Source organism: Peribacillus sp. S4, from assembly GCF_046715815.1.
In the GTDB taxonomy this organism is placed as follows: Bacteria; Bacillota; Bacilli; order Bacillales; family DSM-1321; genus Peribacillus; species Peribacillus frigoritolerans.
The window spans coordinates 3,969,807-3,994,460 of the sequence record NZ_CP175708.1; the positions used below are offsets into that span (position 1 = coordinate 3,969,807).

25 protein-coding genes, 1 tRNA gene and 1 other annotated feature are annotated in these 24,654 nt (G+C 41.3%); all 26 genes read right to left on the minus strand.

All coding sequences use genetic code 11. The annotated features are described in order from the left end of the window. Positions 1-257: 257 nt before the first annotated feature. Complete coding sequence (tig, locus tag ACJ9PY_RS18810) at positions 258-1,550, minus strand: trigger factor (RefSeq protein ID WP_034308928.1); 1,293 nt, start codon at positions 1,548-1,550, stop codon at positions 258-260. 184 nt (positions 1,551-1,734) lie between these two features. Next, the gene (locus ACJ9PY_RS18815) at positions 1,735-2,769 is read right to left on the minus strand and encodes a tetratricopeptide repeat protein (protein WP_411738744.1); all 1,035 of its coding nucleotides are present in this window, start codon (positions 2,767-2,769) and stop codon (positions 1,735-1,737) included. 156 nt (positions 2,770-2,925) lie between these two features. Then, a complete protein-coding gene (gene leuD / locus ACJ9PY_RS18820; RefSeq protein ID WP_411738745.1) occupies positions 2,926-3,525 on the minus strand; it encodes a 3-isopropylmalate dehydratase small subunit in 600 nt (199 codons plus the stop codon). 28 nt (positions 3,526-3,553) lie between these two features. Continuing rightward, the gene (leuC, locus tag ACJ9PY_RS18825) at positions 3,554-4,963 is read right to left on the minus strand and encodes a 3-isopropylmalate dehydratase large subunit (protein WP_034308934.1); all 1,410 of its coding nucleotides are present in this window, start codon (positions 4,961-4,963) and stop codon (positions 3,554-3,556) included. A gap of 71 nt (positions 4,964-5,034) precedes the next feature. Then, positions 5,035-6,147: a 3-isopropylmalate dehydrogenase gene (gene leuB / locus ACJ9PY_RS18830; RefSeq protein ID WP_034308935.1), complete on the minus strand. Its 1,113-nt coding sequence runs from the start codon at positions 6,145-6,147 to the stop codon at positions 5,035-5,037. Positions 6,148-6,162: 15 nt separating this feature from the next. Beyond that, positions 6,163-7,698, minus strand: a complete 1,536-nt coding sequence (locus tag ACJ9PY_RS18835; RefSeq protein WP_034308937.1) for a 2-isopropylmalate synthase — start codon at positions 7,696-7,698, stop codon at positions 6,163-6,165. Further along, the gene (gene ilvC / locus ACJ9PY_RS18840; RefSeq protein WP_048688871.1) at positions 7,685-8,713 is read right to left on the minus strand and encodes a ketol-acid reductoisomerase; all 1,029 of its coding nucleotides are present in this window, start codon (positions 8,711-8,713) and stop codon (positions 7,685-7,687) included. Before ilvC ends, ACJ9PY_RS18835 begins: the two co-directional genes overlap by 14 nt. Positions 8,714-8,773: 60 nt before the next feature. After that, complete coding sequence (gene ilvN / locus ACJ9PY_RS18845; protein WP_411738746.1) at positions 8,774-9,286, minus strand: acetolactate synthase small subunit; 513 nt, start codon at positions 9,284-9,286, stop codon at positions 8,774-8,776. A 3-nt stretch (positions 9,287-9,289) separates the two neighbouring features. Beyond that, the gene (gene ilvB, locus ACJ9PY_RS18850) at positions 9,290-11,005 is read right to left on the minus strand and encodes an acetolactate synthase large subunit (protein WP_230135440.1); all 1,716 of its coding nucleotides are present in this window, start codon (positions 11,003-11,005) and stop codon (positions 9,290-9,292) included. 117 nt (positions 11,006-11,122) lie between these two features. Beyond that, positions 11,123-11,381: a binding site (T-box leader), on the minus strand. 190 nt (positions 11,382-11,571) lie between these two features. Beyond that, positions 11,572-11,937 (minus strand): M15 family metallopeptidase, encoded by a 366-nt coding sequence (locus ACJ9PY_RS18855; protein ID WP_411738747.1) that lies wholly within the window; start codon positions 11,935-11,937, stop codon positions 11,572-11,574. Continuing rightward, positions 11,835-12,170: a hypothetical protein gene (locus ACJ9PY_RS18860; RefSeq protein ID WP_411738748.1), complete on the minus strand. Its 336-nt coding sequence runs from the start codon at positions 12,168-12,170 to the stop codon at positions 11,835-11,837. Before ACJ9PY_RS18860 ends, ACJ9PY_RS18855 begins: the two co-directional genes overlap by 103 nt. A gap of 147 nt (positions 12,171-12,317) precedes the next feature. Further along, positions 12,318-12,593 (minus strand): GNAT family N-acetyltransferase, encoded by a 276-nt coding sequence (locus tag ACJ9PY_RS18865; RefSeq protein WP_053535861.1) that lies wholly within the window; start codon positions 12,591-12,593, stop codon positions 12,318-12,320. A 679-nt stretch (positions 12,594-13,272) separates the two neighbouring features. Then, entirely contained in the window at positions 13,273-13,626 is a 354-nt protein-coding gene (locus tag ACJ9PY_RS18870; protein ID WP_034308949.1) for a YidH family protein, read from the minus strand. Positions 13,627-13,669: 43 nt separating this feature from the next. Beyond that, entirely contained in the window at positions 13,670-13,843 is a 174-nt protein-coding gene (locus ACJ9PY_RS18875; RefSeq protein WP_186442070.1) for a hypothetical protein, read from the minus strand. 183 nt (positions 13,844-14,026) lie between these two features. Further along, positions 14,027-14,305 carry a 2TM domain-containing protein gene (locus ACJ9PY_RS18880; protein WP_411738749.1) on the minus strand — a complete coding sequence of 93 codons (279 nt, stop codon included), beginning with the start codon at positions 14,303-14,305 and terminating at the stop codon, positions 14,027-14,029. A gap of 139 nt (positions 14,306-14,444) precedes the next feature. Then, positions 14,445-14,807: a GIY-YIG nuclease family protein gene (locus ACJ9PY_RS18885; protein WP_098185757.1), complete on the minus strand. Its 363-nt coding sequence runs from the start codon at positions 14,805-14,807 to the stop codon at positions 14,445-14,447. A gap of 18 nt (positions 14,808-14,825) precedes the next feature. Continuing rightward, positions 14,826-15,581, minus strand: a complete 756-nt coding sequence (locus ACJ9PY_RS18890; protein WP_063590486.1) for a DUF2087 domain-containing protein — start codon at positions 15,579-15,581, stop codon at positions 14,826-14,828. Between the two features lie 1,012 nt (positions 15,582-16,593). Continuing rightward, on the minus strand, positions 16,594-16,794 hold the full coding sequence (locus tag ACJ9PY_RS18895; RefSeq protein WP_034308956.1) for a hypothetical protein: 201 nt from the start codon (positions 16,792-16,794) through the stop codon (positions 16,594-16,596). 174 nt (positions 16,795-16,968) lie between these two features. Beyond that, positions 16,969-17,042, minus strand: a tRNA-Arg gene (locus ACJ9PY_RS18900). A 172-nt stretch (positions 17,043-17,214) separates the two neighbouring features. Further along, positions 17,215-17,727: a metallophosphoesterase gene (locus tag ACJ9PY_RS18905; protein WP_057276662.1), complete on the minus strand. Its 513-nt coding sequence runs from the start codon at positions 17,725-17,727 to the stop codon at positions 17,215-17,217. 2 nt (positions 17,728-17,729) lie between these two features. Further along, positions 17,730-18,341, minus strand: coding sequence for an XTP/dITP diphosphatase (locus ACJ9PY_RS18910; RefSeq protein WP_048689045.1), 612 nt, complete (start codon positions 18,339-18,341; stop codon positions 17,730-17,732). A 215-nt stretch (positions 18,342-18,556) separates the two neighbouring features. Next, complete coding sequence (locus ACJ9PY_RS18915; RefSeq protein ID WP_063575537.1) at positions 18,557-19,678, minus strand: Ger(x)C family spore germination protein; 1,122 nt, start codon at positions 19,676-19,678, stop codon at positions 18,557-18,559. Beyond that, positions 19,675-21,150: a spore germination protein gene (locus ACJ9PY_RS18920; RefSeq protein WP_268564527.1), complete on the minus strand. Its 1,476-nt coding sequence runs from the start codon at positions 21,148-21,150 to the stop codon at positions 19,675-19,677. The genes ACJ9PY_RS18915 and ACJ9PY_RS18920 overlap by 4 nt, the downstream gene beginning before the upstream one ends. Beyond that, entirely contained in the window at positions 21,147-22,229 is a 1,083-nt protein-coding gene (locus ACJ9PY_RS18925; RefSeq protein ID WP_063575536.1) for an endospore germination permease, read from the minus strand. Before ACJ9PY_RS18925 ends, ACJ9PY_RS18920 begins: the two co-directional genes overlap by 4 nt. 200 nt (positions 22,230-22,429) lie before the next feature. Beyond that, positions 22,430-23,509, minus strand: a complete 1,080-nt coding sequence (locus tag ACJ9PY_RS18930; RefSeq protein ID WP_034308974.1) for a GerMN domain-containing protein — start codon at positions 23,507-23,509, stop codon at positions 22,430-22,432. 334 nt (positions 23,510-23,843) lie between these two features. Further along, entirely contained in the window at positions 23,844-24,647 is an 804-nt protein-coding gene (gene racE / locus ACJ9PY_RS18935; RefSeq protein ID WP_048689031.1) for a glutamate racemase, read from the minus strand. Between the last annotated feature and the right edge of the window lie 7 nt (positions 24,648-24,654).

The window sequence follows — 24,654 nt, forward strand, 5'->3', positions numbered from 1 at the left end:
ATAAGTACAATAATCAATCAATATGTATTTGCCCTTTACCAGCATGCCCAAAACTTCGGATTTTTAAAAGCAGGATTTGCTGTATAAATATGTATATGCGGTATTAGAACTAATCTACACCGAAATCCAAAAAAAATCAATCAGGAATTAACCGATATTTAAAATTTACACTAATTCTCAATATGTATAAAACAAGGCACGATTACTCGCGCCTTGTTTTTTTAAAGGAAATATTTAAATCTACTTATTTATAAAAATTATTTTGCGTCAACTGTTTTGCTGTTTTCTACCAAGAAGTCAATTGCTTTCTTAATTTTAAGATCGCCTTTGATTCCTTCTAAGTTTCCAAGAGCTTGTTTGATCGCGTCAACTTCCATATTGTACATAGTAGCCATTTGTGCAAGTTCAGCTTCTACATCTTCGTCAGTCGCTTCAAGTTTTTCAACTTCTGCGATTGCTTCAAGAGTAAGGCTCGTACGAACTTGTCCTTCAGCTTCTTCTTTCATTTGCGCTTTTAAAGCTTCTTCGTCTTGACCTGAGAATTGGTAGTAAAGTTCCAAATTAAGACCTTGAGATTGGATGCGTTGAGAGAACTCATTCATCATGCGGTCAACTTCGTTTGAAATCATTGCTTCAGGAACGTCGATTTCTGCACCTTCAACAGCTTTACCAATTACAGTGTTTTGGATGAAGTTTTCTTCTTCATGTTTTTTGTCATGCTCTAATTTATGTTTTGTTTTTTCTTTAAGTTCAGCCAAAGTTTCCACTTCGTCGTCGACATCTTTCGCGAACTCATCATCCAACTCAGGAAGTTGTTTTGTTTTGATTTCGTGAATTTTCACTTTGAATACTGCTGGTTTACCTGCAAGTTCAGCAGCATGGTATTCTTCAGGGAATGTAACTTCGATATCTTTTTCAGCGCCAGTTTCAAGACCGACAAGTTGCTCTTCGAATCCTGGAATGAAAGAGTTTGAACCGATTTCCAATGAATGGTTTTCTGAAGCTCCGCCTTCGAATGCTTCACCGTCAACGAATCCTTCAAAGTCAAGAACAACCGTATCGCCTTCAGCGACTTGTCCTTCTTCTTTAACGACAAGTTCAGCTTGACGCTCTTGTAAAGTTTTCAATTCGTTTTCAACATCTTCGTCAGTTACTTCAGTATTGAATTTTTCAACTTCAACACCTTTGTAATCTCCCAATTTAACTTCAGGCTTAACTGTTACAGTTGCAGTGAAGATCAGGTTTTCGCCTTTTTCCATTTTCTCGATGTCGATTTCTGGACGATCTACAGGCTGAATTCCAGCTTCTTCGACAGCATTTGCGTAAGCATCTGGAAGAATGATATCAAGCGCATCTTGGTAAAGTGATTCTACGCCGAATTTTTTTTCGAACATTTGACGTGGCATTTTACCTTTACGGAAGCCAGGTACATTTACTTGTTTCACTACTTTTTTGAAAGCTGCGTCTAAACCTTCGTTTACTTTTGCAGCGTCAACTTCAATTGTTAGTACGCCTTGATTACCTTCTTGTTTTTCCCATTTTACAGACATGTGTTTCCCTCCAAAAATCTATATACTTCAATAATAAGCATTGGATGATTATGCTTTGCAAGTGTTAACAAGTCATCCTTCAAATATACCCCCAAAATAATGGGGAAATCGTCAAAATTAGACGAATTATACATTACAACCACTACATTATACCACAGGATTAATCTGTTACAACAGCAATAGCTTAAATAATAGGATAAGAAATTTCTTCAATTTCTTTTATATAGGAAAGAATATCCGCAACGCTTTCCTCATCTGCCTGGTAAAGATCCGCTAAGTCCCTCACGGAAACTTCCCCGGTCATGTACTCTTCCGCCAAGGCATGGTAGGCAGCTGCCCATGCAGGCAAGCTTTCAGGTCCTGGTTCAAAAGGAAACAATAAAAAAGAATGACGTTCAATCAAACTATGGACCATTTCATATAAGCTCGGATTATCCTGACTGATTTCCTCTTCGGCCAGTCCGGTCACCATCTTATAGAAGTCCGTCTCCTTCAATCTTTTCAATTCCCTTGGGATGACCGACTTCGATTGATTGAATTTCCTCACCGTCATTTCCTCGTTATACTCCTGGTCGATAAGGATGTTAAGGAGCATCGTTTTGAAAAAAGGATGTCCCTCATCTTTTTGGAGAAATTCTTCGATTTGAGGGATAAATGGTCGAATATTGATATTCGTGAGTTTTGAAATGACCATAAGCATTTCATTATCCGTTTTCCCTTCAAAAAGTTCATCCTCCTGCATTTCCTCTGAAAGCTGTTGATTTTGCCTTTCTTTCTCTTCTTTTTTATCCTCAATGGCCCTTTTACTGAACTGAAGCATCTTTTCGAAATGTTCCTCTTTATCAAAGGGAATTTGGTTTTCTTCAAATAACAGTTCGATCGTCGTGACCATTTCCTGATGCTCGCCTAATTGCAGCAGTACCATCAAATAAATATTGATCAGTTGAAAATAGTCGCCGATGCCTTTATTCAGCATCTCTATACACAACTCTTTTGCCTCCTGGTAATACTCAAGTTCAACTAGTGAGACCACCAGTCCCATGCAAACTTCATCATTTTCGGGCTCATACTCCCTGGCTTGGCTGAAAAGCTGTGCAGCCGCTTTAAAGTTCCTGTTACCAAGCTCATCCAGTCCTTTTACAATCAGCCTCTCACCGAGATTTGGAAAGGCGATAATCTTTGTTTCTCCGGCCTTCTTTTGGTTGTTCTCATCATCCATCCTATTTTCCGCCTCACCGTTCGCTTTTTGAGAAACAGTTTAGCATGTAATAGCTGGAAACACAAAAATTTATATGGGCGGATACCTTCTTTCCCGATAAAAAAAATCCCGTATCCTTTCAAATAAGAAAGGATAACGGGAAATGACTTTTTTCTATTAAATACTCGATACAGCCTTTTTTTGAGATTCATAGGCAGAAATCTCTTTATCATATTGAAGCGTTATCGAAATTTCATCCCAGCCTTTGACGAGCATTTCCTTCCAATATGGATGAATTTCAAAGCTCGTTTCAAACCCTTGACCATCTTTCAATGTCTGATTGGGAAGGTCGATAGTCAGCTCATAATCAGGTGCTGACACTCTCTCCATTAAATAGTTTACTTCAGGCTGGGTCAAAGCGATGGGGACCATGCCATTTTTCATGCAATTACTTTTAAAGATATCAGCATAAGACGGAGCGATGATGATATCGAACCCGTAGTCTTTCAAAGACCAAGGGGCATGCTCACGGGACGAACCGCAGCCAAAATTTTCACCTGCTATTAATATGGACGTGTTTTGATTATGGGGCTGATTCAATTCAAAATCAGGACGTTTCTTCCCGGTTTCATCAAAACGCCAGTTATAGAATAAAAATTCGCCAAATCCGCTTCGCTCAATCCTTTTTAAAAATTGCTTTGGAATGATTTGGTCCGTATCCACGTTTTTACGGTCAAGTGCCGCCGCTCTTCCTTTATATATAGTAATGGGTTCCATTTTCTGCACCTCCGGTTAATTCGTATTCTTATTGGACTTGTTCAGTTCTTTTCAAATTCCTAATATCGACAAATTTCCCATGAATGGCGGCCGCGGCAGCCATAGCCGGACTAACCAGGTGTGTTCTTGCCCCAGCTCCTTGCCTGCCTTCGAAGTTCCGATTGCTTGTGGAGGCACAATGCTCGCCGGCCGGAACCACGTCAGGGTTCATGCTCAGGCACATGCTGCAGCCCGATTCGCGCCATTCGAAGCCAGCAGATTTGAAAATTTCATCCAACCCTTCATCTTCCGCTTGCCTTTTGACGCTTTGTGAACCGGGAACGACCATCGCCCGAACCCCTTTTTGAACAGTTTGGCCATCGATCATTCCTGCGGCTTGCCGTAAGTCCTCAATGCGTGAATTGGTACACGATCCTATGAATACATGTTGTACGGGAATTTCCGTGATCGGCATCCCTTCCTCAAGGCCCATATACTCAATGGCTCGATTCAGTTCCTTAGGATCCATGATATCCTCTGCGAGGGTAGGTACTTTTCCGTCCACGCCACTAGCCATTCCAGGATTTGTCCCCCAGCTGACCATTGGTGAAATCAGGCTGCCATCAAGAATGATTTCTTGGTCATAAACAGCATCCTCATCACTGGAAAGTGACTTCCAGTCCTGAACACATTGCTCGAACTCTTCTCCTTTCGGCAAATATTTTCGGCCTTTCAAATAAGAGAACGTTGTTTCATCAGGAGCTACCAGCCCTGCTCTTGCCCCGCCTTCAATCGACATATTGCAGACCGTCATTCTTTCTTCCATTGACATATCCCGGAAAACTTCCCCGCAATACTCAATGATATGTCCCGTACCGAAATCGACGCCGAATTTGGAAATTACATATAAAATGACATCTTTCGCCATCACGCCATGACCAAGCTTGCCATTGACCTCAAGCTTCAATGTTTTGGGTTTTGTTTGCCATAGGGTTTGTGTGGCCAAAACATGCTCGACCTCACTCGTACCGATTCCAAATGCAATCGAGCCAAACGCACCATGCGTGGAAGTATGACTGTCTCCGCAGACAATCGTCATCCCTGGCTGTGTAAGCCCTAATTCAGGCCCGATAACGTGAACGATACCTTGATCCGGACTGTCTAAATCAGCAAGGCGGATACCGAACTCCTTACAGTTTTGCTCAAGCGCCTCTAGTTGTTTCCTTGCAATATCATCCTCGATGAAATAGCGATTAACGGTTGGCACATTATGATCCATTGTCGCGAAAGTACGATCGGGTCTCCTGACTTTCCGTCCTTTTAATCTCAATCCTTCAAATGCTTGCGGAGAGGTCACTTCATGAATATATTGTAGGTCTATATAAATTAAATCCGGTTTATTCTCCTCTTCATTTACAATATGGCGATCCCATATTTTCTCTATTATCGACTTACCCATCACTATCCCACCTCGATCAATCTTGTATTTTTTTTAAAAAACACGGCCTAATGTTAGGCCGTGAAAGAAGTTTATGCATAAGCTCCCATGATGTTGGAAATGGCTTCCTGGTCTAAAAGGTTTGCTTTTATTTCTGCAATCATCTCAGAGGTAGACGTAATTGTCGGTTGGCCATTTGCGATATCGCCTGTTCTCAAGCCATATTCAAGGACCGTTTCCACCGCCTGTTCAACTGCTTTCGCCTCATCTTCCAAACCAAAGGATAGACGCAGCATGGAAGCCGCCGATAAAATCGTCCCAATCGGATTAGCCAGGTTTTTGCCTGCGATATCCGGGGCAGAGCCATGAATCGGTTCATATAGATTAGGACCATTAGTAGATATGGAGGCGGAAGGAAGCATTCCAAGCGAGCCAGTCAATACCGACGCTTCATCGCTTAAAATATCGCCGAACATATTCTCCGTCACGATAATATCAAATTGTTTCGGGTTTTTGATCAATTGCATGGCTGCATTATCAACAAGCATATGTTCAAGGATTACATCCGGATAGTCCTTGGCAATTTCTTCAGCCGTCTCACGCCACATCCTGCTGGATTCAAGAACATTCGCTTTATCCACGGAAGTTACTTTTTTCTTGCGCTCCGATGCTAATGAAAAAGCAAGTTCGATGATGCGCTTCATTTCGCTTTTCTGATAGAAAAGTGTATCGACGACCGCTTCTTTCCCTTCTTTTTCAACGCGCTCACTTGGCTTTCCGAAATAAAGGCCGCCAGTTAGTTCCCTGACAATCACGAAATCCACATCTTCAATGAATTCCTTCTTAAGAGGAGAAGATTCCGACAAGCTGGAATAATAGCTGATTGGACGGATGTTAGCATAAAGATTCAAATCTTTTCGGATTTTCAACAAACCTCGTTCCGGTCTTAGGTGCGCAGGCTGGTCATCCCACTTAGGTCCTCCAACTGCCCCTAATAATACCGCATCGCTGTTTTTACAAATCTCCACTGTTTCATCCGGCAGGGGTGAACCTGTGCTATCGATGGCCCCTCCGCCAATCTCACCATATTGAAATTCAAAATCGTGTCCATATCTTTGGGCAACGGCTTCGAGGATTTCTACAGCGCCTCTTGTTACTTCTTTCCCGATGCCATCTCCTTGAAGCACCGCAATATTCCTTTTCATCGAAATCTCCCCTTCCTATTGTAATACTGCTTTTTCTTCCAGTTCCTTCATGATGATCACACGGTTAACAGCGTTCAAATACGCTTTGGCGGATGCTTCCAAGACGTCCTGATCAAGACCCCTGCCGCTTGTTTCCACACCGTTATAATCAATTTTCACAAAAACCTGTGCGAGGGCATCCATTCCGCCCCCCACCGATTGAATACGATAGTCCAGCAAGTTGATCTCTTTGCCCAAACATCTTTCAAGCGTGTTGTATAGGGCTTCTACACTTCCTGCACCTGTAGCCGCTTCCTGAATCTCTTCATTATCGCCTTTTTTTAGTGTGACCGTTGCAGTCGCCGTCTGATGGGTGCCATGTGAAATCTGTAAGGAAATCATGTCATAGAAACTGATATCCGTCGCTTTCTCTTCAAGCACCAGCGCAACGATATCTTCATCCGTCATGGTCTTTTTATTATCGGCCAATTCCTTGAACTGGACGAATAATGAGTTCATTTCCTCATCCGTCACCGTAAAATTCAACTCTTGTAATCTTTCTTTGAAGGCATGGCGTCCTGAATGCTTTCCTAAAACGAGTGAATTGGACGAAACCCCGACGAGTTCAGGTGATATGATTTCATATGTCGTTTTTTCTTTTAACACGCCATCCTGGTGAATGCCTGATTCATGTGCGTAAGCATTGGCACCAATAATGGCTTTATTAGCAGGAACTTGCATTCCCGTAAGGCGGCTGACCAAATCACTGGTCCTTTTAATTTCATTCAATACAAGACCCGTTTCCGCTTGATAAAAATCTTTACGGATGTAGAGTGCCATGGCCACTTCTTCAAGTGCCACGTTTCCGGCACGTTCACCAATTCCGTTGATTGTGCCTTCGACTTGCGTAGCCCCGCCTTCGATGGCAGCCAATGAATTGGCCGTCGCCATTCCAAGATCGTCATGACAGTGTGCAGATAAACTAACTTTTTCAATAGAAGGAACATGTTCACGAAGGTATCTGAAAATGTTGCCATATTCGATTGGAGCTGCATACCCTACTGTATCCGGGATGTTAATGACCTTGGCACCAGCCTGAATGACCGCTTCAACGATTTCAGCCAAATAGTCAAGTTCCGTGCGGCTTGCATCTTCTGCAGACCATTGTACGATCGGAAAACGCGCTGCTCCGTACTTAACCATTTCAACCGACCTTTCAATCACTTGCTGCTTAGACATTTTCAACTTATATTCACGATGAATGGGCGAAGTGGCGATGAACGTATGCAATCTTGGTTCTGCGCCGCCCCTTAATGAATCCCAAGCTGCATCGATATCTCCTTTTACAGCACGCGCCAGCCCTGTGACAGAGCTGTTTTTGATTTTGCGCGCGATTTCCTGTACGGAGTTGAAATCCCCTTTGGATGCTGCCGGAAAACCGGCTTCGATTATATCAACACCCAATCTTTCAAGCTGATAAGCAATTTCAAGTTTTTCGGTAAAATTCAAATTTACACCGGCGGATTGCTCCCCATCACGAAGTGTGGTTTCAAATATATTAATTTTTCGCAACAGCTACCACTTCTTTCTCTTTTTGTTGAGGTTTTACGAATGGCATCATTTTTCTTAATTCACGGCCAACCACTTCGATTTGATGTTGGTTTTCACGATTATTGATCGCATTGAAGACTGGACGATTCGCTTGGTTTTCCAAGATCCATCCTTTAGCGAACTCACCGTCTTGGATGTCTTTCAAGATCGCTTTCATTGCCTCTTTCGTAGTTTCCGTCACAACGCGTGGTCCAGAAACGAAATCTCCCCATTGAGCTGTGTCAGAGATGGAATAGCGCATGTTTTCCATACCGCCTTCATACATAAGGTCGATGATTAACTTAAGTTCATGCAAACACTCGAAATATGCTACTTCCGGTTGATATCCTGCTTCTGTCAAGGTTTCGAATCCAGCTTTCACAAGGGCAGTCAATCCGCCGCAAAGTACAGCTTGCTCTCCAAATAGATCCGTTTCCGTTTCTTCCTGGAAAGTGGTTTCCAAACCGCCAGCTCTTAAAGAACCGATTCCCCGAGCGTACGCAAGTGCCAATTCTCTTGCTTCACCCGTAACATTTTGATAGATGGCGAACAATGCTGGCACCCCTGCCCCTTGTTCATATGTACGGCGAACAAGATGTCCCGGACCTTTAGGAGCGACTAATAAAACATCTACGTCTGCCGGAGGAACGATTTGATTGAAATGTACGTTGAATCCGTGTGCGAACATTAACGCTTGACCTGCACGCAATACCGGTTTGATTTCTTCTTGGTATACTTTCGGCTGAGTTTCATCCGGTAATAGGTTCATGATCACGTCTGCCTGTTCAGCTGCTTCCTTCACTGTGTAAACATTAAAGCCGTCTTCCACCGCTTTATCGAAGGATTTACCTTTCCTGATTCCGATGATTACATCTACACCGCTGTCACGTAAGTTTTGAGCGTGTGCGTGTCCTTGTGAACCATATCCGATTACCGCTACCTTTTTATTGTTGAAGAAATTCTCGTTTGCTTCTGCGTTATAATATACTTTTGCCATAATAATTACATCTCCCTTTTCATCATTGTTTTTGTTTTTGTTTTTGTTTTTGTTTTTGTTTTATACGATTGTCGCACTCTTAGCGTGTGCAATTTGCATTCCACGCGGGATGGCGGCAGTCCCTGTCCTTGCCAATTCCTTGATGCCATATGGCTTGATCAGTTCAATGAAAGCTTCGATTTTATCCGATTCCCCTGTGATTTGGACGGTCACGCTATCTTTACTGACATCAATAACTGAAGCTCGGAAGGGTTCGATGACTGAATAAATCTCGGCTCGGGTTTGTGTAGTCACCAATATTTTAATGAGTGCAAGTTCCCTCGCCACAATCGATTGATTCGTAATATCATATACTTTCAAAACATCGATCTGCTTATTCAGCTGCTTGGTGATCTGTTCAATGACAGTTTCGTCATCGACATCGACCACAAAGGTCATCCTTGAAATGCCATCCTGTTCGGAAGGTCCGACAGTCATGCTTTCAATGTTATAATTTCTTTTCGTGAACAGGTTCGTAATCCGATTAAGGACGCCTGGCCGGTTGTTCACGGTGAGGCTAAGAATTCCCTTCATTGATTAAACTCCTTCCATTTCATCTAGCCCTTTTCCTTGTGCTACCATCGGAAAGACATTTTCGTTTTGTTTTACCCGGAAATCAATCAACACTGGACCATCAGTCTTTAACGCTACATCCAGGCAGTTGCTTGCTTCTTCCTCCGTCGTCACCTTATATCCCGGAATTCCATAGGCATCGGCCAATTTCACGAAATCCGGATGCGATTGAAAAATACTGTGTGAAAAACGGTTATCATGAAAGAGTTCCTGCCACTGTCTTACCATCCCTAGTGCACCGTTATTGACGATGATGATTTTGATTGGCAGATTCATTTCGGCAATGACCGAGAGTTCCTGCAGGCACATCTGGAATCCACCATCCCCCGATATGGAAAGCACCGTCGCTTTCGGATTCGCCAGCTGCGCTCCGAGAGCCGAAGGTAAGCCAAAGCCCATCGTCCCCAATCCACCGGAAGTGACCCATGAATTCGGTTTGTTAAATGGATAGTACTGTGCTGCCCACATTTGATGCTGTCCAACATCGGTCGTAACAATGGCCTCCCCATTCGTTTTTTCATGAAGCATCTGGATGACCCGCTGAGGTTTCAATACGCCTTCTTCATGGGTATAGCGCAATGGGAACTCTTCATTCCATGCAGTAAGCTGTGTTGTCCATTCATCAATTTCCGATTTCTTGCCATTTTGCGCAATCAATTCCGAGAGTGCTTCTTTAGCACTTCCGACAACTGGAATTTTTGTCGGAACATTTTTACCGATTTCGGCTGGATCAATATCGATATGGGCAACCGTTGCGTGCTGTGCGAATTTCGCTAGATTCCCAGTCAATCGATCATCGAACCTTGCACCGATATTGATTAATAGATCACATTTCGCTAACGCCATGTTTGCTGCATAGCAGCCATGCATACCACCCATACCGATAAAGAGTGGATGTTCCGCCGGAAAGCCCCCAAGACCTAATAAAGTGTGGACAACGGGGATGCCTTGCTGCTCGACATATTCCTTTAATAGATGGGAGGCCTTTGCATGCAGGACACCTGCCCCTGCAAGAATGACCGGTCTTTTCGCCCCGCTTACGGCTTCAACAAGCTTTCTGATCTGTAAGTAATTCGGCTTGGTCGTCGGCTGATAGCCAGGGAGATTCATTTCTGGCTCCTCATCCGTCGATACACCTTCCAAAATGGCCATGTCCTTAGGTATATCGATCAATACTGGACCGGGCCGGCCGCTGGAAGCGATATAAAACGCTTCTTTTATGATGCGCGGAAGGTCTTCCGGCTTCCTTACCTGATAGTTATGTTTTGTGATCGGGGTAGTAATCCCCAGTACATCCGCTTCCTGGAAAGCATCCGAGCCGATTACACTGGTAGCTACCTGACCTGAAATTACAACTAGCGGTAAAGAGTCGATCATTGCATCGGCCAAACCAGTGACGATGTTCGTTGCCCCTGGACCGGATGTGACGATGACCACCCCCGGCTTGCCGGTAATCCTGGCGTATCCTTCCGCTGCATGAATCGCACCTTGTTCGTGCCTTGTCAAAATATGAAAAAGTTCTGAACTGTAAAGTTTGTCATAAATCGGCAATACAGAACCTCCTGGATAACCAAAGATGACATCAACATTTTCCTTTTTCAATGCTTCCAGCAGAAATTCGGCACCACTATAATGTGTCTTTCCACTTTTCCGATCAGCAACAACTGACTTTTGTGTCATTTCGTAAAAAACCTCCTTCGCTTTCCTAATTGATTTTTTTCTTAAAATTCAGAATTTTCAGCTTTTTAAGCATACAAAAAAGCCTTTTCACCCCAAATGTACTTGCACTCGGCAAGTTAAAGGGGTGAAAAGGCTTGATAAGCCACTCCACGGTACCACCCTTTTTCGCATGAAACTCCATGCGCACTTTGAATAGACTACACTATTCTCTGTTTTGGTAACGGGTACTGGTACGCACCCGTTCAGCTCTACTAGTCAGACGTTCAAGCTGAAACTCCAAGGTGAGTTCATCTTTCGGGACAATACCGGCTCTCAGCTACCCGGCTCTCTGTGACTGCCTTTTTAAAAGACTACTTATCCTCTTCAATGCTTTTCGCATTATTCATATTTTTCGAAACGCTTATGTTTGATGTCTTGTATTTGTGATTATCTTACGTGTATTTCAGGTAGTAGTCAACAGGTTTTTTGAAATTTTTTGATAATTCTAAATTGAAAGATTTGTTGTATCCGCTTACATACCTATCATGGCCACATTTTATAAAAAAAGTTTTTTCAATTTTTAATTTTTAAAAACACCGGATATCCCCAATTAAATGATTCATGTCACGCATCATCCACATGATGGCAGTCACAAGTATCGGATCCCTAAAAAAAGAATCATCCATTTTCCCTTTCAGCCTCATTTTCACTGATTGCGGACGCCACTCTTGATATAAGATAAGGCCGCCATCCCTTTTGAAGATCTCTCGTTGATAAACCGAGATTCCAAGGTGAGGAAAATCACGGAACAATTCAAAATCCCCTCCCCAAACAAATCCCCGGGATTTTACTATGGCTGCCACCCTTGTCCACTTCTCGCCCTCTGTCCACAGTGCCCGCTTGCCGTCATCACTAAATATGACAAAATCGACTGCAAGGCCATAGTTATGCAAGGATTGCCCCCTCTGGCATAAGTCACAATTGGCTTGGATTTATTCGTTCTGCCTCGTTCATACAGTTCATGTTGTTCCCGGAAACTTCGATAACCCGCCGTTATTTGAACAAATATCCCCGCTTCATAAGCTAATTTCACCACTTCGAGTATCTTCTCGTTCACGACCGGGTTCATACCGCTTCCCATGTTTTCCTTTGCGTGATTCAATAGTGTTTGTAATTTGATGGCCATCCTAGCACCTCCCCTATATTAAATGCGAACATAACTGCAGGAGGAAAGGCTTTACCATTATTTTATTGGGGGTGTAAAGATTATCTAAAAAATGAAAAAAGGCTGAACATAGGAGATATTAATCATCCCCTAAGTCAGCCCTCCGGTTCATTTAGCCAATACATCCTCGTATTCTGCATTTTTTTCAAATTGTTTTTGAACGAACGAACATACCGGAACAATTTTCAGGTTTTCCTCCCTTGCGAATCCTATGATCTTTTCAACAAGGGCATTTCCTACCTTTTGCCCGCGAAGCTTGTCAGAAACAACGGTATGATCGACCGTGATCTCATCATCACCTGATTTAAAGAATGTAATTTCCGCTAGTTTCTCACCAGATTCTTCGACAAAAAAAGAACTTTCACCTTTTTTGATGTCCACCATCACGATGACCTCCTTTTCATTCCTCTTTATCATATCTCACAAAAAGGAAATTAAACAAATATTTAAAACGTGATTGAAATTGAATAAAGAAAGTACTTTCAAGGATTATAAAGTTAGGAATTACCCATGTGAAGTTTATTTACAAACCGATGATGGTTTATATTTTAAAAGGAAGGCAAAAGACAAAACTTGATCGATCTTTTCCCTACGCATATATACCCTTCCGGTTTCAAATTTCACCATGTTTAACTATTTCAATTTGTCTACAGAAGGGGTTCAAAAACGTATCTTTCATCAAATGATGCTCACGAAACCAACGGACCTAAAGTACCCAATACCTTTAACTCCTATAGTATCATTTCTATCTGATTTTCATAACGAAGTTGATTGTTGAGGAAGGTGCGAGACTCCGCAGGCTCACCTAGGCCGCCCGCGGAAAGCGAGTGCCTGGATCGGAAATCCACGCCCAAATTGTAACCGCCATAACATTACAACAAACTCGTTTTCTTCGAATTAGTCTAAGTCTGAATGATTCTTTCATAACCTGAAATACAGTGTTTTTCAAGCTTTCGTTTTTTGATGGCATTAAATTAATGGAAGAAATCTTTCCGTAACGATGTGAGAATAAGTATATAATAGCAGAAACTGAAAAAACTGCCCTAATCAGGTTAGGACAGTTTTAAATGAAAACAAAATATAAAATGATCATCGATAACAATATGACCATAAAAACAGCGATTAGAATTACGTGCGCACTTGAAGACTGGAACGTCCCTTCATTGATTTGCCGTTTCTTCTGAAGATAACCGATTGTCGCCAGAACGGTAATCACAAGTCCCAATGCACACGCAAACATCCCCAGCACGATGCTGATCAAGTCAATCCGGGCATCCCGATGCACACCAATCGTAAAATGCAGGCTTGTCGCAAGAAAGCCAACTCCCACTATTGCAATCACCGTTCTTATCCATGCCAAGAAGGTGCGTTCATTAGCCAGATGCTGCTGGGCATATTTCAATTGGTTTTTCTCCATGTCATCACCTTAATCGAGCGTTTTTATCAAATGGTAAAATCAGTCATCTTTTCAGGAGCGAAAAGGCCCTGAACATTGACCCGGCAAACATTAGCCCTGCACCGCCGAGCAATAAATATATACAGAGAGTTTTTTCAATAACATTCAAAGGATAAAGCAAGGCCCCCAGCGCCATGATTGCCCCTATTCCCGTTATGGTCCATCCTATTTTTTTCATTCGCAACTCCTAAGATTAATTATTATTTAGTGAAGGTCCTCCACGGGTTTCCCCCTTTTTCATAGATAGGTCCCTCATTACTAGCTTAAACCATTTAAAAACTTACAACAAGTGAGATCCACCGATTATTTTTCCCACAAAAAAAGAGCCACAAATGACCCCCTGTTTTGAACACGCCCAAATTCAGCCGTTCTTTTTATCCTTTTCCATATATTCTTTTATTTTTCTTTCTTCCCACTCAGACCCGAAGTTTCCTTGTGCAAGAATGGTAATTCCATGTATCAGAACACCAATCCCCCACCCACCGAGGGGATAAAGGAACCACCAATAACCGGGATCCGTCAAAAGGTTAATCAAAATCAACATGACGTTCACCAATACATACACCATTATATGAATGTAGAATGCCTTAAGGTTTTCAACCCTTTTTTTCGCCCGTAGATATCCATCTCCATTTTCCATCTCAGCACCCCCTAATCATAAACACTTAAATATATTACCATCCGCTTCCATAATACCTTGTTTTTCATAAAGAAATAAGAATGAAATGCATCAAAGGTAAATCGGGAGCCGGTAATCAAGGAGAATCCCTAAAGGCCACTTATAAGTCAGCGGGTTTCATTCTATTGTATCCCCGTTCTTCGTAAGGCTGTATTTTTTCCATCCACTTTTCTTCAAGTTTTTTCAATTCCCGTTTAGCATCAAAAAACCCTGTTTCTTTTGGCTTCAATACCTCCAGTACCTCAAAAGAAAATGCATCTTTCCCATATTGGTTCCACTCACTTTGCAGCACTTTATTGGTGTTTGTCCCGACTTCCAATTCAAATTGTTTCCCCTTCAACGTCTTTAAATTCCTGGTGCTTCCGATAAAGACTTTATTATTTACCGTATTTCTGATTTGGTATATCCCTGCTTCAACCTTTGTTTCTTTATATAATTGCTTCAATTCTTTTTTACGATCCATCTTTCTTGCCTCCAGTCATCATTTCTTCAGCCAATATTGGCTCCCATCAGGCTTTCTATCCAAGAATCCATATTCTATTAAGTATCTTCTCAAAAGAACATGATCATGATAAATCGCACCCAATATTTGATTGATTTCCTTTTCTTCGTATTTCCGCTCATTTTCAAAACGGTTCATAATTTCTTGGAGAATGATCAGCCTTTGTTTTTCCTTTGGCGGAAAAGACTTTAATGCATCCTGACTGCCTTTAGGGAAGTATTTTTTCAGTACAGTCACCTTTTCATCCTCAGTAACGTTATAACGATCATCGACCATCCTTGCTTTTTGATGAAGCGGGATAAATGCCGGCGCGTGTTCATCTTTATCTTTCAAAAGTTCCATCAGGGCTAAAAACAACTTAGCCTGACGCTCTTTCTCTTTCAACACAAAGCGATGGTTCCGAATCGTGGAAGGACTGCCAATTCCCATTTCCTCCTGAACCTCAGCATCATTTTTCCCTTGGTAAAAAAGGCGAAGGAGACGGTTTTGATGGTCGGTGAGACCTGTAAGTTTTTTATCGAGATCAATCAAGTATTCAAAAACCGAGCTGTGTGCATGTTCAATATGAATGCGCATATACCTCTTCGCTTCATAAAGAACTCCATCTTTCGGGTATACGATCCCCTTTTCAACTGCATTTCCACACAGCAAACAAACATATTGATTCTCACCTTCGATGTACCCTTGTTTAAGCTCATCCTGAGATGCGCTCCAAAACATTTCCGCGTCCTTCATTAAACAAACACTTCCCTATAAAGTTTATAATATAATAAACATAATATTGATTTGTTAGTATTATGTCAATGTTTTTTCTGTTTTTTATAACTCCTGCAAATTATGGCCTTCTTAGTCAGAGGGGCATCATAACATAAAGCTGACAAGGGATTTCACCTTCCATTTTACGGATCCCATGGCACTATGCCGCTATGGCATCATGAGTAATAAGCGGAATTTCCCCAATAATATGCTTTATAAACGCGAATAAGCTTTAGAGGAGGATATCTTATCGAAAGAGGAAAATGAGGCGATCCCATCGATCCATAACACCGATTTGCACATGGCATTACAACATGTATCCGAACAATTCAAGGTCTCACGATTGAATCACATATACAAAAACAATCGATGCAGCTGAGTGAAGCCGATGAAAAAAGTTCACCCGTCGAAGAATTGAATACGGCAATAATCAAAAACCGTGAAAATCTCCAAACCTTAAATAGAATTTGATATCGAAAAAAAGACATCCAAGTATGGATGCCTCAGCTGCTGACAAAATTCGATGTAAGTCGATTTTACCTACAGTTCTTTTAGCTTGTACAAATTGAACGTAGCCCCAGGCACTGCTATTCCCGCAGGAGTCTCGCACACCCAACACAGTCAACTATGTTTAAAAATTCAGATAGAAATCTTTTTGCCTACAGTTTTTTATTTGAGAAAGTTGGAGTTGATTTCAGAAATTCGCTCCCTTTCCGCCGACTGTCTGCCAAGTCGCATTAAAGCAAGCACTTTTGGTGTCTCGGCTGCCAGTAATCCGGCAGTAGCGCAGTGCAAATTTCTTAAATCCAGTGAGGATTACAGTTAAGACCATAAAGACCGGGGCAGTTTATCGACCTAAACCACACAATATTCGACCGTTCATGAATTTTTTTAACCCTCACCTCACTGTTCGGTCTCCCATTCCCATTTTGTCGGCGAAGGATGTTTTATGAAATTCCTAATAAAAATCCTTCGCAGAGCTCATTAAGTATTAGCTAGGCACAAACTTAAGTATTCCTTCCAGATAAACACCTTTTTCTTTTCGTTTACATTCCCTTAACTTGATTCTTCCTTCTTTTTCCAACTCCTTGGCTAATTGGACCACTTCTGTTCCATCTTCGGTTATTTCGACTGAGAAGAAATTGCCCCGAGTGGAAGTTTGAATGAACTTGAATAATCTATCTTTATTCATTTAAACATCTCCTTATTTATTACAAGTTCGACATAAATGGTCATCCACCTGCGATAAAAATAAATAAAAAATTTCATGGTTAAAAGGATGCAAATCAAAATGACCCTCGTTAGCTTAAACACCCAAAAAAGTAAAAAGCCAAAACCTTTAGAAGGTTTTGGCTTTTTAAGTTAGTGTCCCAGGAGAGATTCGAACTCCCGACCGACGCCTTAGAAGGGCGTTGCTCTATCCAGCTGAGCTACTGAGACGTTTATGATATAAGTTGCGGTAAAACTTATGTATTACCTTAACTGTTCCCTTAGGACACTTCTTATTATAGTAGGATATCAAAAGGAAGTCAACGGTTTTTCAAAAAAAGTTTTTTTCTTTTTTAAGAACCAGGAAGCGGGGAAAAACGCTTCCTGTTCATTATACATGAAGTCATTCCATTTGATAAGCATTTCTTAAATCCTCAACGATTTTTCCTTCAAGGTCATAATAGATGATTTCAAGTTGGTCATTTCCAATCTCCAAAATGGCATAGGTTTTCTCTTTTCGTCCCCGCGGCTGCCGTATGCTTCCCGGGTTGATGAAGAGCTTGCCGTCAATCCACTCTGAACCTGGAGCATGGGAGTGACCAAAGCAAATAATATCCGCCCCTGTCTCCTCACTTTTATAAGATAGGTTCATCAAGGTCATATTTATGTTATAGAGGTGTCCATGCGTAACGAAGAAACGCTTGCCTGAGATATTCTCCACAATATCATCCGGATATGCCGAATCATAGTCGCAATTCCCGCCAACGGCCAAAAACTCCGCCATGTGAGGATCATTTCTTTCCAACTCTGAATCACCGCAATGGATCATGGCGGCGACCTCTTGTTTATGACGCTCGGCAATCATGCTGATTTCATGAGTTAAGCCATGACTGTCACTCATTATTAGCACTTTCATCGTCACATTCCTTCTTCCCTTTTTAGAAATAGATCAAGTTTTTCATCTAGAGCCCTCAACGCGTTGGCACGGTGGCTGATTTGGTTTTTTTCCTCTTTTGTCAATTCAGCGTTTGTTTTGCCCTGTTCCTCTACAAAAAAGATGGGATCATAACCAAATCCATTCGTTCCTGAGGGCTGTTCCGTGATTAAGCCTTCCATCGTTCCCGATACCGTAATCGTTTCCTGGTTGGGTGACGCTAGTGCCAAGGCACAATAAAATCTCGCCGTCCTAGCCTCTTTTGGCACGCCTTCCAGTTCGCGGAGGACTTTTTCCGTGTTTGCTTCATCACTCTTGGCCTCTCCAGCATAGCGGGCAGAATAAACGCCTGGACGGCCCTCCAATGCATCTACAATCAATCCGGAGTCATCAGCAATGACAAAGTGGCCTAGCTGATGGGCAATGGCCTCTGCCTTCAGGATCGCATTTTCTTCAAAGGTCGTGCCTGTTTCCTCCACATCCGGGGCATCCGGTACATCGAGAAGTGTTTTGACTTCATAACCTTTAGCGGAAAATAAGCTTTCGAACTCCTTGGCTTTCCCTTTATTTTTCGTTGCAATGATTACTGTCTTCATTTTTCATTTCACCCTTTTTCATTTTATCGGCACGGGAGCTCTTTGGGGCTGAGAAAGAATTTGCTGTCATTCGTAAATATGTAAAAGCCGCTTCTTCTCCAGTGCCAACGGACGGATTCAACTCTGCCTATCATGATCAAAAACAGCCGCTGAATTTTCCAGATAAGTTAAGTCTAACACAACTCCCTCACCTGCAATAACCTGAAACTTATAAACTAACGTTTGTAATTTTCACTATGTTCAATATGGATATTAACTTTTATGTTATTTATTGAAGTCTTATCAAAGGAATTAATAATTTTATTATCCCACTTATTGACATGGTATCTGTATGCCTTTTCACTTATGTTAAAAAGGTCTGTATTGATTTTTTCCCCCGTCTCCAATGTCTTCAAAATATCTTGCTTAATTTTTATTTCTACCTTTTTTTCGATTTTTTCCATATCCAAGTTGTCTAAATTCTGTTTCAATATCCCATTTGCTTTAACTTCTAAATCATATAAGGGTTTCTTTTGTTGTTCCAATACTTTGATGTTTGTTTTGGGGTCCATGATTTCAACACTAACCTTTTGTTTATTCAGGGAAAAAAACATGACTGTCGCCTTATTTTCAACCCATTTCATACCAGTCAAATCTTGTTTACTTACAAACCCTTTATACTGTTGTTTTGATAAAACATAGCCGCCATTCAACGTTGGTATCTTTTTTTCTTTCCCCCTGTCTGTGTAATGATGCTCATTTATTACCATAGAGGGAATTAAAATGGAACCAACCGGTTGATAATATTTCGAAACCAGTTCACTGAATTTTAACGGGGAAATGAAATAGTTTTCATTAATAACGGTCTCTGGCCTTTGAATGATCGTGAATAAGTTAGGAAGATTAAAGAAACTATCACCGTTAAACACCTTTTTAATATCCTCGTTTGTAACAAACAGCCATGAATTGTATCGCAATAAGGGCTCTTTCCCTACATATTCAATGAAATCCTTCATTTTCTTATTGATTACATCCTCACTTAAAATGAAGGAGTTAACATGCCCGATATAAAGTGGCAATGCTGCATTTTGTTCCAATTCAGTAAATGCTTCTTCGATACTTTCCCCTTTACCTTTCCCAATGACAACACCAGTTTTTTCTTGTAATGCTGTGGCCCCCTCTTGTTTTGCTATATCCGCAAAATTCAATGCTTGAAAGTATAAGATGAATTCACCCTCTTTATAATCGATCCCTAGAGCGGATCCATATGTTTGAGCTTGAATTTCCTTCATTCCCCAGCAGCCTGTCGTCAATAAAAGTTGACAGCCAATTACCATGACTGCAATTAGCTTTCTCATTTGTCCGACTCCTTTTGCGATTCATTATCACTGGATTGTAGAGCTTGATTCCGCTGCCTTAACATCCCATACGGAAGCTTGAATAAGACTTTTAACATGTCCGATTTATTTGGTTTGGAAAATGGATTCACAAAAGGCTGTCCGAAACTTTCCAAGGAAACCACAACAATCAAGATAAGAAATATTCCCATGAAGAATCCAAACAAGCCTAGAAATGCTGAACATGCAAATATGAATAACCTTATGAGAACGATATTCCCAGCGATATTCTGATTGATTAGGGTATAGCTTGAGAGAACTGTAACAGCTATTATTACGAGCATGGAGGGTGAAGTCAGCCCTGCCCGAATCGCTGCATCACCTATAATCAATCCACCCAATACAGAAACCGTCGGACCAACAGCTTTTGGCAGGCGAAGACCGGCTTCTTTAAATAGTTCAAACAATATGATCATTACGAATGCCTCCAAAGAAGCAGGTATGGGTAATCCCTGTCTCGTGATTGAAATCGTCGCAAGAAGCGAAAAGGGAATTTGATCGAATTGATAGGTAACCAACGCTATAAAAAATCCCGGTAACGTAACCGTTACAAATAATGAGACTACACGAATGATGCGCATAAAACTAATGTAAAAAAAGCTTGCATGTGCGTCATCGGCAGCATAAAGTAACTGATTAATACTCGTTGGTCCGATCAAGCTTGTGGGATTCCCGTCTACCAGGATGGCAAAGCGCCCTTGATTCAAGGATTCAACAACATAGTCCGGTCGACCGATATACTCCATTAAGGGAAAAATGGAAAATTGAGTATCATATAAGAGTTCTTCAACTTGGTAACTGCTGACTATGATATCAGCCTTTAATGAATCCAATCGTTTTTTAACATCCAAAAGAATCGAGGGATTGATAATGTCATCAATATATAGCAGCAATATTTTAGTTTTACTTCTTTTCCCGATTGTATATTCTATACATTTAAGTGATGCCGTTTTTAACCTCTGGCGAATTAAAGACATGTTATCCGCTATATTCTCAACGAATCCATCCCTAGGTCCCCGAATGGAAGATTCTATATTGGATTCTTCCGGACTGCGCTTAGGGGAATTGGCTAATGGGGTATGGTAAATTTCGTTGGAAGATTCATTAATAATGATCAGGTCTCCTGAAAAAAGAATGCTTTCTACTCCATCTTTTAAATCGGAGCCCTTTTTAAGCGTACTGATCTCCATGATATTGCTTAATTGATCAATTGTTAATTCGCCATTTTCTTGAACCGCTTTAGATATTGTAGGCAGAATCACTTCATTGATGAATGGCATATCCACTAAGTTTGGCGCATATAAAAATCCCAACAAATAACGACCTTCATTATCAAAAGTTTTTGTTCTTAAAACAACATCGGAAGAATGTTCGAACCATTTTCGGATTTGGTCAATGTAAGAAGGAGTACCATTCAAATTTCCCTTCTTCATAATGTTTCACCTTTTCCTTTTCCCTTTTTAAAAATAATAAATAACAGTATAATTGCAGCACTAAAAAGAAACAGACTGCTTATCGGAAAGAAATATTTGTATAAAAGATTAAAAAATGAAGTAGCATCCCAATGGATTAGCGTTCCAATAACAATTAACAAATATAGTGTAAGCAGTATCCACTTCTGATGTTTTGAATTCGAGATTAACTTATAGCCTATAAATAAACATAAACTTATTCGGATCATGGCACCTGAAAGCCATTGGAAAATGGAAAGGAAATCAAGTCGAGTAATATAATAGCCAAATCTTAGCAACTTCCACTGTTCGTATGCCGGATTCCTCATTTTCACCGCTTCCACAGAACCAAATTCCGCCATCGCTCCCATGAGGGGGCCTAACGTCAGCATGATGAGGATAATACCAACCAGTAAAAGCCACTTGGCTTTTAGCTTGTTTTTCAAGTAAGGAGTTAAAAATAAAAAAACGATGATTTCTAAATATCCTGCACTCGTATACAGCATTCCATTTAGTGTATGGCGATACCCGCTTTCAAATATCGGGAACAATAATTCGTAATTCTTATTACTCGTGTTCCCCAGCCCCACAAATATCCCCAAAATAGTGACGACCGGAAGAAATAGGAGAGCCAAAGTACTTATGGTGCGTATTCCTTTATAACTTGCAAAAATACAAATAAAAGTGAATAGGCTGACGACTACGATGTTTGGAATGTCATGAGTATAATTAGCTTTTGCCCAAATCAATGTAAATTTGACGGTTATGAAGGCGTTAATTATAAAGTACAAGGCAAATGCTATCGTGAAAATATATGTAACAAAAGGTGTAGACCATTTTTTCAGAAAAGAGATTATATCTTCTTTATCTAGTTTTTTATAAATATAAAAAATAAATAGTGTCCAAACGATACATGGAACAACACTTATTATGACACTTATCCATCCGTCGCGTTGAGATGCAGATAAGATATTGGGGAGGAGCAGGACATGCACCATGAATCCTGTATTCATGATGATTAAAACATAGATGTGTAAAGCCTGAATGACCTTTTGATCCATAATATCCCCCCATCCATTACATGATTAAAAGTAATTTCCCCTTTTTAAAATTTATTTATGTAAAAACTTTCCCACAACACGGGAAATTGCCTTGGGGCGATATTAGCTTTCACTCTTTAACAGCGTGGTCATTCAATGGCGGAGGCAAAAAAAATAAGAGGCAGCTGCGAGCTGCCTCATTGTTTTATTTCTACATATATTTAAAAACTGCCTGTGTTGACTTTCTCTGGACGGACGACTGGTTCGGATAATTTCTTACCTTCTTCATTAAGAACATCTGCGCTGCCCTGCACTTGCACTTCAACGCTTTCAATTCCTTTCTGTTCCGTCAAGGAAAGGACCAAGGCATCAAGGACCTCTTGTGATACCTTTTTCTCTTTAAAGCTTCCAAGGATATTTTCGTTAAAATTCAGGCTGACCTTACCTTCTGCCACTTTTGGCTCGTCAAGTAAAGCTACATCACTCATGAACCCTGTTTGCAGGCTAGAACCCGAAGGACTCTTCGTTAATTCCTGAATGACTGCTGTTACATTATCAGTCACCGTTTCGCTGATTCTGCGCGTCACGGGAACATAATAAGTGTACTCCTCATCACCGCCTACATAATAAACGGTGAGTGCCTTGGTATTGGAAATGTCGACTACATCACTCGTATCGATATTGATTCCTGAAGACCTTGAGATATTTTCATCTATCGGTGTACCATTGACCGGCATTTCGGAAATATCTTCCCCATTGATTCTCATTTGGATTTTATCGACCGAGTCGAATTGTGTCAGGGTCCATGTGATGGCTTGAAGGATTTTAAGTTCATCCTCTTTCTGATAGTTTTTGAATTCCGGCGAAAAGTCCGCCACAGCCACCCCGTCTTTAATGTTCACGCTTATTTGGGTATCGGCAGGAATGACGGCCCTGAACCCATTTGGAAGTTTATCCGTGACTGGTCCGTTATTGACAAGGTAATCAAGGGCTTGTTTAGCGACAGCTTCCGATTTAGGAAGTTCCAATGTCTGTGGAACCACATACCCGCTTTTATCAATTAAATATAACTCCGTCTTCACCGTTTTCGATTCTACAGCGCCTTCTTCTCCCTCAGTCGCTGGCTTTTCCTCTCCATTCGTTTCTGTTTCTTTTAATGAAGATTCATCCTCGACTAATGAAACATCCTTCGGGGGATCAATTTCCTTTTTCTCTTCACCGCCAAATAATCCGCAGCCTGAAAGCCAAAAAGAAGATGCCAGAATGGTCACAGCCATTGTTACTTTTGATTTATTGGACATAAAATCACTCCTAGGACAGTTTGTACTCCTATTTATACGAGCCCTAGGGGAAAATAGACCAATTATTTTCCCTCCGATAATGGAGCTGGGCAATTTGCCCGTATTGATGCATCTTTTTCAGCTTCATCAGGATTTGGGAGACTTCCTGAATGGAACAATCAACTCCCATCCCCAAGTATAATCTGAATGCTGGATAGGATCCTTTCATGCACCTGCAGGGAAAGCAGTCCCTCACGTTCCAATCAACGGCCACATGTACAAACCATAAAAAAACAGCAGACAAACTCCATTTTCATTAAGTTTGTCTGCAGTCTGAAACTTCCAAATGGAAGTCTTATAAGTGATCGATTTTAATTGTTTCGATGGTATTGGCATGAATACCGAGCCAGCTCGACGCGATGGAACCAAACATATCTCTTGAACCGGTTGTATAAAAGCGATGAACTGGACGGAGCTTGCTTTTATTGATTAATTTATAGTAATCCAAAATGACACTTGCCTCCCGGGCCGTCTCTTCTCCAGAGGAAATGACTTGTACTTCATCCCCCATATAGGAAGAGATTACAGGCCCCAGCAGTGGATAATGGGTACAGCCAAGGATCAGTGTATCGATTTTCGTTTTCTTCAACGGGTTCAAGGTTTGTGCCACGACCCGATTGACGATTCCCCCTTGAAACTCCCCGCTTTCTACGATTGGGACAAATTTCGGGCATGCTAAACTATCTACTTTCACATCGGAATTGATGGAAGCAAGTGCATCGTCATAAGCTTTGCTTTTTACCGTGCCTTCCGTACCGATAACTCCAATATGCAAGGAATCAGAAACTTTCAATGCCGCCCTTGCCCCTGGGTGTATGACACCCAACACAGGAATCGGAAGTATAGCCCTGATTTCATCCAATACAGCTGCAGTCGCTGTATTGCAAGCGATGATCAGCATTTTTATATCCTTCTTCATCAAAAATCTCGTCATTTGCCATGTGAAGGTTTGGACATCTTTTTTTGTCCTCGGCCCATATGGGCATCTTGCTGTATCACCTAAGTAAATTATATTTTCATTTGGAAGCTGACGCATGACTTCTTTAGCTACTGTCAAGCCGCCTACTCCTGAATCAATGATGCCTATCGGTTGTTTCAAAAAACTC

Coding starts and splice junctions, on each gene's coding strand:
- ACJ9PY_RS18815 (WP_411738744.1), bottom strand. CDS start 2,769: ATGGATGATGAGAACAACCAAAAGAAGGCCGGAGAAACAAAGATTATC.
- ilvB (WP_230135440.1), bottom strand. CDS start 11,005: ATGACACAAAAGTCAGTTGTTGCTGATCGGAAAAGTGGAAAGACACAT.
- ACJ9PY_RS18905 (WP_057276662.1), bottom strand. CDS start 17,727: ATGAAAGTGCTAATAATGAGTGACAGTCATGGCTTAACTCATGAAATC.
- ACJ9PY_RS18890 (WP_063590486.1), bottom strand. CDS start 15,581: ATGAAGGACGCGGAAATGTTTTGGAGCGCATCTCAGGATGAGCTTAAA.
- ACJ9PY_RS18865 (WP_053535861.1), bottom strand. CDS start 12,593: ATGGTGGACATCAAAAAAGGTGAAAGTTCTTTTTTTGTCGAAGAATCT.
- leuB (WP_034308935.1), bottom strand. CDS start 6,147: ATGAAAAGGAATATTGCGGTGCTTCAAGGAGATGGCATCGGGAAAGAA.
- ACJ9PY_RS18880 (WP_411738749.1), bottom strand. CDS start 14,305: ATGGAAAATGGAGATGGATATCTACGGGCGAAAAAAAGGGTTGAAAAC.
- ACJ9PY_RS18895 (WP_034308956.1), bottom strand. CDS start 16,794: ATGAATAAAGATAGATTATTCAAGTTCATTCAAACTTCCACTCGGGGC.
- ACJ9PY_RS18930 (WP_034308974.1), bottom strand. CDS start 23,509: ATGTCCAATAAATCAAAAGTAACAATGGCTGTGACCATTCTGGCATCT.
- ACJ9PY_RS18915 (WP_063575537.1), bottom strand. CDS start 19,678: ATGAGAAAGCTAATTGCAGTCATGGTAATTGGCTGTCAACTTTTATTG.
- ACJ9PY_RS18910 (WP_048689045.1), bottom strand. CDS start 18,341: ATGAAGACAGTAATCATTGCAACGAAAAATAAAGGGAAAGCCAAGGAG.
- ACJ9PY_RS18925 (WP_063575536.1), bottom strand. CDS start 22,229: ATGGATCAAAAGGTCATTCAGGCTTTACACATCTATGTTTTAATCATC.
- leuD (WP_411738745.1), bottom strand. CDS start 3,525: ATGGAACCCATTACTATATATAAAGGAAGAGCGGCGGCACTTGACCGT.
- ACJ9PY_RS18920 (WP_268564527.1), bottom strand. CDS start 21,150: ATGAAGAAGGGAAATTTGAATGGTACTCCTTCTTACATTGACCAAATC.
- ACJ9PY_RS18885 (WP_098185757.1), bottom strand. CDS start 14,807: ATGGATCGTAAAAAAGAATTGAAGCAATTATATAAAGAAACAAAGGTT.
- ACJ9PY_RS18870 (WP_034308949.1), bottom strand. CDS start 13,626: ATGGAGAAAAACCAATTGAAATATGCCCAGCAGCATCTGGCTAATGAA.
- ilvN (WP_411738746.1), bottom strand. CDS start 9,286: ATGAAGGGAATTCTTAGCCTCACCGTGAACAACCGGCCAGGCGTCCTT.
- leuC (WP_034308934.1), bottom strand. CDS start 4,963: ATGGGTAAGTCGATAATAGAGAAAATATGGGATCGCCATATTGTAAAT.
- ACJ9PY_RS18860 (WP_411738748.1), bottom strand. CDS start 12,170: ATGGCCATCAAATTACAAACACTATTGAATCACGCAAAGGAAAACATG.
- tig (WP_034308928.1), bottom strand. CDS start 1,550: ATGTCTGTAAAATGGGAAAAACAAGAAGGTAATCAAGGCGTACTAACA.
- ACJ9PY_RS18875 (WP_186442070.1), bottom strand. CDS start 13,843: ATGAAAAAAATAGGATGGACCATAACGGGAATAGGGGCAATCATGGCG.
- ilvC (WP_048688871.1), bottom strand. CDS start 8,713: ATGGCAAAAGTATATTATAACGCAGAAGCAAACGAGAATTTCTTCAAC.